The 6,477-nt window shown below is 28.7% G+C and carries 9 protein-coding genes and 1 pseudogene; all 10 read left to right on the top strand.

Features of this window, described 5'->3' with window-relative positions; translation table 11 throughout:
* Nucleotides 1-175 precede the first annotated feature (175 nt).
* The gene (locus ES044_RS15035) at nucleotides 176-943 is read left to right on the top strand and encodes a hypothetical protein (RefSeq protein ID WP_147120127.1); all 768 of its coding nucleotides are present in this window, start codon (nucleotides 176-178) and stop codon (nucleotides 941-943) included.
* Between the two features lie 17 nt (nucleotides 944-960).
* A complete protein-coding gene (locus tag ES044_RS15030; protein WP_147120128.1) occupies nucleotides 961-1,335 on the top strand; it encodes a DUF6973 domain-containing protein in 375 nt (124 codons plus the stop codon).
* A complete protein-coding gene (locus ES044_RS15025; RefSeq protein ID WP_147120129.1) occupies nucleotides 1,328-1,828 on the top strand; it encodes a hypothetical protein in 501 nt (166 codons plus the stop codon). Before ES044_RS15030 ends, ES044_RS15025 begins: the two co-directional genes overlap by 8 nt.
* Before the next feature lie 39 nt (nucleotides 1,829-1,867).
* On the top strand, nucleotides 1,868-2,377 hold the full coding sequence (locus ES044_RS15020) for a hypothetical protein (protein ID WP_147120130.1): 510 nt from the start codon (nucleotides 1,868-1,870) through the stop codon (nucleotides 2,375-2,377).
* Between the two features lie 56 nt (nucleotides 2,378-2,433).
* Complete coding sequence (locus tag ES044_RS15015; RefSeq protein ID WP_147120131.1) at nucleotides 2,434-2,940, top strand: hypothetical protein; 507 nt, start codon at nucleotides 2,434-2,436, stop codon at nucleotides 2,938-2,940.
* Nucleotides 2,941-3,212: 272 nt separating this feature from the next.
* Nucleotides 3,213-3,407, top strand: a pseudogene (locus tag ES044_RS15010) (PLP-dependent transferase); the annotation flags it as partial.
* Nucleotides 3,408-3,434: 27 nt separating this feature from the next.
* Entirely contained in the window at nucleotides 3,435-3,845 is a 411-nt protein-coding gene (locus ES044_RS15005; protein WP_147120132.1) for an RrF2 family transcriptional regulator, read from the top strand.
* A 43-nt stretch (nucleotides 3,846-3,888) separates the two neighbouring features.
* Complete coding sequence (locus ES044_RS19030) at nucleotides 3,889-5,106, top strand: acyloxyacyl hydrolase (protein ID WP_223269226.1); 1,218 nt, start codon at nucleotides 3,889-3,891, stop codon at nucleotides 5,104-5,106.
* Between the two features lie 468 nt (nucleotides 5,107-5,574).
* Nucleotides 5,575-5,838 carry a DUF2061 domain-containing protein gene (locus ES044_RS14990; RefSeq protein ID WP_147120133.1) on the top strand — a complete coding sequence of 88 codons (264 nt, stop codon included), beginning with the start codon at nucleotides 5,575-5,577 and terminating at the stop codon, nucleotides 5,836-5,838.
* Between the two features lie 5 nt (nucleotides 5,839-5,843).
* Entirely contained in the window at nucleotides 5,844-6,452 is a 609-nt protein-coding gene (locus ES044_RS14985; RefSeq protein ID WP_147120134.1) for a phosphoadenosine phosphosulfate reductase family protein, read from the top strand.
* The last annotated feature ends 25 nt before the right edge of the window (nucleotides 6,453-6,477 follow it).

Genomic DNA, 6,477 nt, shown 5'->3' with positions numbered 1-6,477 from the left:
GCACAATATTTTGCTAGAATTAGAGGATATATTACAACGCTCAAAAAAAATAAACAAAAAGTACTAGAAAATATTCAGCTTGCTTTTAGCAAAAATCCGTTCCTACCGGAAATGGCTGAATAGTTACATATATTTTTAATATATTTGAAAATATAAATTTTATAAAATTGCAAAAATGAATTTAACACACACACACATTTATTGGAAATTCTGTAGTCTTTTTCTTGTAATGTTATTTTTATCTTGTACAGAAGATACTAACATTATTGATCAAAATAATATAGAAGACACTACTGAAAAAACAATTAATTTTAAAGGATTAGTTTTCAAAAACAGCTATAATCTATCAGAAGAAGATTTAAATGCGCATAAAAAAGAAGGTTTTAAAACCATACTTCTAGAAAAAGGAAAGGCGTATTATAAATCTAAAGGTTTATCACCTAAAACTGCAGAAGAACTTGATAATTATCGTCTTTTAGAAGCAACTAGAAGTATGTTGCCATATCTACCTTTTCAAGAAGATGGCATTAACGAAGCTATGATATTGAGGGACTTACCTGAATTAACAGCGGAAACACTTTATGAGAATCAAGATATTATTGATGATTACTACAATAGTAGTTTAGATAGGATTGTAGCAACAAGGTATTTTGATAATACTTACGTTCCTATTCCTAAATTTGACGGAATTTATGATTTGGAAGATTACACCCCAAAACCGCCTTTTATACCTATTTATAAAGAGTATAAAAACCAAGGAGAAACCACAGCTGATTGTGTTTTAAGATTGGCAGATATTAAATGGTTTCATGTAAGAAGAGGAGTGGCTTTATTTACAGCTGATAGAGATGCAAATTCAAATGCGTATAAATATTATCCCAACCTTAATAAAGTTAATACTAAAAGAGATGCATTTAGAATACGATTTGGCAAGCACTTTTAAGCAAATATTATTGGACTGTGTCTTCTAAACAGAAAAAATATAACTTTGCAAAAAGTATTGGTGATTTGAATGAAGATTGTGGTAATAACTTTATTGGAACAAGATATATGGATTATCGAAATAATGAAATAGGGAGAGAGTTGTATCAAAAGAATGCACCTTTTAAAAGGTTTTTTGGAGTGCCAGTAGGTGCTCATAACCCTACAAATGCGAAAATTTATGAAGAAGCTTATAAGCAAATTGAAGATAATTCAGTTTTTATTGATTTAGATAGTTTTAATGGTAATGAAAAAGAAAATGAAGAAAAAGCATATTTAGAAATCATAAAGGTAAATAAAGATAAAAGTATATTTTTATCTAAAAAAACTGATAATAACGGATATTATGATTAAGAAGAAACCCATTTTTTTTTTAATACTAAAACTATTTGTTTTTTTAGGTTTAATTAATTGTGATTTAAATGATAACATAAGTTTACCTGGAGGTAGTGAGGATTCTGGTTTTAGATTGTATATCTATAACTATTCTCAAATCCAATACAACGAATCCTCCTTTTATTTAGGGTTCATAGATAATAATAGTAATTTTGTTGCTACGGATTCATTAATTTATAAAAACCTTGTTATATACAAGAAAGGTGATGGACCTAATTATAATGCAGAAAGTGGTTATTCATATACTTACCCATTTAATCAAAATAAAAATGGTTTAAATAAATATGAAGTATGGGAGCCTAATGAAAAAACAAAAAGTTTATATTTTAATGATATGGGCTTAAGAACCAAAATTAAATTTAATGAAAAAACTATAATTAGCGATTTTGATTATGGTCTTAATGGTAGAATTATTTTTCGTATTTTAGAAAATGGAGAAATTTCTTGGTAATTTATAAGAATTTGGTTTTATCAAAAAGTACTGATAACAATGGATCTTATGAATAAAAAAATACAAAAAAAATATTCTGTAATCATTTTTAGTTTACTTTTCTTTTTTATTTTTTCAAGTTGTGATATAAGAGAATTATTAGCTATTGGTTCTGAAGATTCTGGTTTTCATATTGGAATAAGAAACTATTCTATTAAAGAATATAATAGTTGTACCTTTTACATGGGGTATTTAAATTCAACAAGTAATTTTATAGCGACAGATTCGTTGGTTTATAATAATATAGTTATACATAAAAAAGGTGATGGTAACTATTATAATGCAGGTGAAGGTTATTCATCAACAGATCCTTTCAGAAATGATAAGAAAGGTCTAAATAAATATGGATATTGGGAGGTAGATGAAGTAACAATATTAAGAGAATCTATTGATAGACGCGTATACTTCAAAGTTAATTTAGAAGACAAAATTTCAGTTTCGTCAGCTAGAGCTGCGTTTAATGGTCATGTAATGCTGAAAATTTTAGATAATGGAGATTTATCTTGGTAATTTTATAAATTATTAAAGTATTTATTTATCAAAAAGTACTGATAACAATGGATATTATGAATAAAAATAAACAGAAAAAATCATTTTATTTAGCGTTCACATTTTCTTTCTTTTTATTTTTTTGTGGTTGCGATTTAGATGAAATAGGAATTTCCGAGAGTAATAGTGAGGATTCTGGTTTTCAACTTTGGGTAAATAATTACTCTGAAAATCAATATAATGAATGTGGTTTTTATTTTGGGTATACTGATATTGATAATAATTTTATTAAAACTGATTCGATGGTTTATAAAGATATTGTTATTTACAAAAAAGGAGATGGACCTCATTATAATATTGAGAATGGTTTTTCGAAAACATATCCATCTAGTCAAAATAGTAAAGGACTAAATAAATATGGTGTTTGGGAACCTAATGAGAAAACTAAAAAATTATATTTTAATTCTATTGGAATAAGCTTGAAAATAGAAATTAATGGTAATGAGTTAATTAGCAATTCTAATCATGGTCTAAATGGAAGTTTGTCTTTTCGTATTTTGGAAAATGGAGAAATTTCTTGGTAATTAGAATAAATTAATCTTTATCAAAAGTATATTATAAAAGTATTTATTGAACGAAAGATGAAAGTGATGGAAGTTAATTTTAATTAAAAAGAAATTCAAAATCAAGTTTTTTTATATATTAATGCTTTCGTTTTTTATTCAGGCTATCAAATTCTAATTTAAACACTTTAATGGATGGTTTTAGTAACGGAGAAGATGTAGGTTTTGATTTACATATTCAAAAATTTTCAAGTATAGAATATTATAATAAATTTTTTATATAGGATATATAAATGTGTTTATTATCAGCAAATTTAGGGGATACAAGAACAATTGTTACGCATCCTTCATCTACAACTCATGGTCGTTTGTCTGAAGAAGATAGGTTAGAAGTGGGAATTACAAATGGTTTGGTGCGTATTTCTGTAGGTTTAGAAAATATAGCGGACATTATCGAAGATATTCAGCAAGCTTTAACAGCAAAATAATTAGCTGAAATTCCGTAGTTTTGCTTCATGCTCTCTAAAAAAACAAAATACGGAATAAAAGCACTCACCTACTTGGCAAAACAAGAACATAGAACTCCTGTATCGATTGCTACGATTTCTAAAAGTGAAAATATTTCTTTAAAATTTTTAGAAAGTATTCTACTAACATTGCGTAAAAACGGATTGTTGGCTTCGAAAAAAGGAAAAGGTGGTGGTTATTATCTGCTGAAAAATCCAACTGAAATTCAGATGACTACCGTGATGAGAGTTTTAGAAGGACCTATTTCTATGGTGCCTTGCGTCAGTTTAAATTTTTATGAAAAGTGTGATGATTGTCCGGATGAAAACGCTTGCGCAGTTCATAAGCTCATGATTCAAGTAAGAGATAGTTCTTTACAAATTTTTAGAAATACAACTTTAGCAGATTTAAGTGCATAAAGAATAAGTTTAGTTATATTTGGTGAAATTTGGATTACTTTTCATGAAAAAAACTCTATTTATCTGCATACTTTTTGTCACAATCAATAGTATTTCTCAAGAAAAAGAAAACCCAAAAACGAAGTTTACCAACTTTTTAGCAAAATCTTATTATAGTTTAAATTTTGGAGGTATTTTCTATCCTTTTTCAAACGATAATTTAATTGATGGTTTTCAAACAGAAACTTTTAGTAGAAATTGGTTTTCTGGAAGATTGCTATTAGGGCATAAATTAACAGAAGATTTATCGGTTCAATTTGGTACCATGAGGCCAGCTTCTTGGTTTAAATACGATAACGTTAATAATATTGGTTATGACAGAAGTGTTTGGATAAATGCTTGGTCTTTATCTCTGAAAAAAGATTTTCAAATTTATAAAAAAACCTCTTTTTATGCAGAAGCAGGAATCGCCAACGTAACGAGATTCGGTTTTTCGATTCAGGATCAAATAATTTATGAAGATGCACATTATGCAAGTTTGTTGTATGGTTTTGGTTTGCAACATAGAGTCTCTGATAAATGGCGTTTGTCTTTAAGCGGTACATTTTTACCAAAGTCTTCAAAACACAACCAACCTTCTATTTCACAGGCAACATTGGGTTTTGAATACCATTTGCAACAAGTTGATGATACTATTGCCAAAGAATATGCACACAACGATTATTTTTTTCCGAAGAATATTTTTCAAGTTAGTTATGGCACGGGTAGGATTGGTTATGGCGTAAATCAGTTTTTTGCAATGAGTTTACCTGTTGGTAATTTTGACAGTTTCGGACTACCTGTTTTTTGGGTAGGAGCGGTACGAGCACAACATGCCTTTTCACTTACCTATCAAAGATTAATTTACAGATCAGAAAAGATTTTCTCTCTAGATTGGGGGGCAAGTATTACCTATTTTCAGTCAGAAATCGGACAATCTGATGTATTTGCTATCTCAATTTTTCCTGTATTAAGATTTTACTTGTTAAGAAAAAAAGGCTACGATTTTTACACAAATTATTCGATTATAGGACCCGCATTTATCTCTAAAAGCGATATTGATGGCTTTAAAAGTGGTCCAAAAATAACCTATCATGATACTATGGGTTTTGGTGTTTTTTTCGGTAAAGAAAGAGAGTATAATGTAGAATTGCGTATTATGCATTATTCCAACGGAAATATTTTTACAAGAAACGATGGTGTTGCAATTCCGCTTCAATTTACGGTAGGTAAAACCTTTTAGTATTTTTGGGAAACAATCAATTTACACAATAGTATTAATGTCCGATTAAAAATAATGTAGGTTCATAAATCGCTTTAAAATAACCGGACGCCACCTTTTTTTTGAAATGATACCTTGTTTTGTTGAATTAATTTTAAACTAAAAAATTCATTTTTTTTTTGTAAGATTTTAAGTTCGTTATCATCAAGTCTCGGTTCCGTGGCCGCCGTTAGTTAGGTTGGCTTCAAAAGTAAAGCGGTCTTATTTCTTTAGCCGGTAATAATGATGCTATTTATTGAAAAATATTCCTTAAACTACATCCTTGTAGTGATTTCATATTCATAAGCATCTTGCCTTTTTATTATTAATCTACTAAATCGATAGGGCTTGTATTTATTTTAAGTTTTCAAGCTGATTTTATCTATTTAATAATAGTATGTTTGCATTGTCCTACTAAATTAATAGGGTAAGTATTTGAATTAATGATGTATGATTTTAAACCAAATCATTTTTAGTAAGAAAAAACAAAGTAAGGGTTTTGAAGAGGATAAGAGTTCAGAAAAACCTTTGCGTAGTGTAATAAAAGCGTTGAGCTGGCGGTTCATAGGAACGTTAGATACTTTAATAGTCTCTTATGTATTAATAGGAGAAATTGGGTTGGCAACTTCAATAGCCTCCGTAGATTTTTTAACAAAGTTAATTCTGTATTTCTTTCACGAAAGAATCTGGAATAAAATAAATTGGGGAAAATAAAGCATATGAATTTAGAGACCATCAACAAAGAACTGGCAGATAAAAGCCCAATAGAAATTATAGCATGGGCAATTTCTATGGCAAGAAAACCGGTGATTACAACCAACTTCAGACCTTACGAAGTAGCTATTTTAAATGCAGTAACAGAAGTAAAAAAAGAGATAAAAGTAATTTGGTGCGATACAGGTTATAATACAATTGAAACGTATAAACATGCCGAAGAAATTATCGAAAAACTGAATTTAAATATTCATTTGTATGTTCCGAAACAAACGGCTGCTTATAGAAATGTAGTATTAGGAGTTCCTTCCATCGAAGATGTAAACCATGCAATTTTTACAGAGCAAGTAAAATTAGAGCCCTTTACAAGAGCCATGAAAGAACACAAACCTGATGTTTGGTTTACAAATTTAAGAAAAGGACAAACGGCTTTTAGAAATAGTATTGATATTGTTTCTAAAAGTAAAGATGGCATTTTAAAAGTAAGTCCGTTTTATAATTGGTCAGATAAAGAATTAGATGTGTATTTAGCTGAAAAAAACTTACCAAATGAGTTCATATATTTTGACCCAACAAAAGTAGAGAGTACTAGAGAGTGTGGATTACATATTTAGTGAAATATATGAATATAAACTCTTA

The organism is Polaribacter sp. IC066, from assembly GCF_007997085.1.
GTDB lineage: Bacteria > Bacteroidota > Bacteroidia > Flavobacteriales > Flavobacteriaceae > Polaribacter.
This window is presented reverse-complemented; position numbering and strand designations above follow the sequence as displayed.

Bases quoted from the DNA above. Each gene is read 5' to 3' on its own strand.
- ES044_RS15015 (WP_147120131.1), top strand. From the start codon at position 2,434: ATGAATAAAAATAAACAGAAAAAATCATTTTATTTAGCGTTCACATTT.
- ES044_RS15025 (WP_147120129.1), top strand. From the start codon at position 1,328: ATGATTAAGAAGAAACCCATTTTTTTTTTAATACTAAAACTATTTGTT.
- ES044_RS14985 (WP_147120134.1), top strand. From the start codon at position 5,844: ATGAATTTAGAGACCATCAACAAAGAACTGGCAGATAAAAGCCCAATA.
- ES044_RS15035 (WP_147120127.1), top strand. From the start codon at position 176: ATGAATTTAACACACACACACATTTATTGGAAATTCTGTAGTCTTTTT.
- ES044_RS19030 (WP_223269226.1), top strand. From the start codon at position 3,889: ATGAAAAAAACTCTATTTATCTGCATACTTTTTGTCACAATCAATAGT.
- ES044_RS15005 (WP_147120132.1), top strand. From the start codon at position 3,435: ATGCTCTCTAAAAAAACAAAATACGGAATAAAAGCACTCACCTACTTG.
- ES044_RS14990 (WP_147120133.1), top strand. From the start codon at position 5,575: ATGATTTTAAACCAAATCATTTTTAGTAAGAAAAAACAAAGTAAGGGT.
- ES044_RS15020 (WP_147120130.1), top strand. From the start codon at position 1,868: ATGGATCTTATGAATAAAAAAATACAAAAAAAATATTCTGTAATCATT.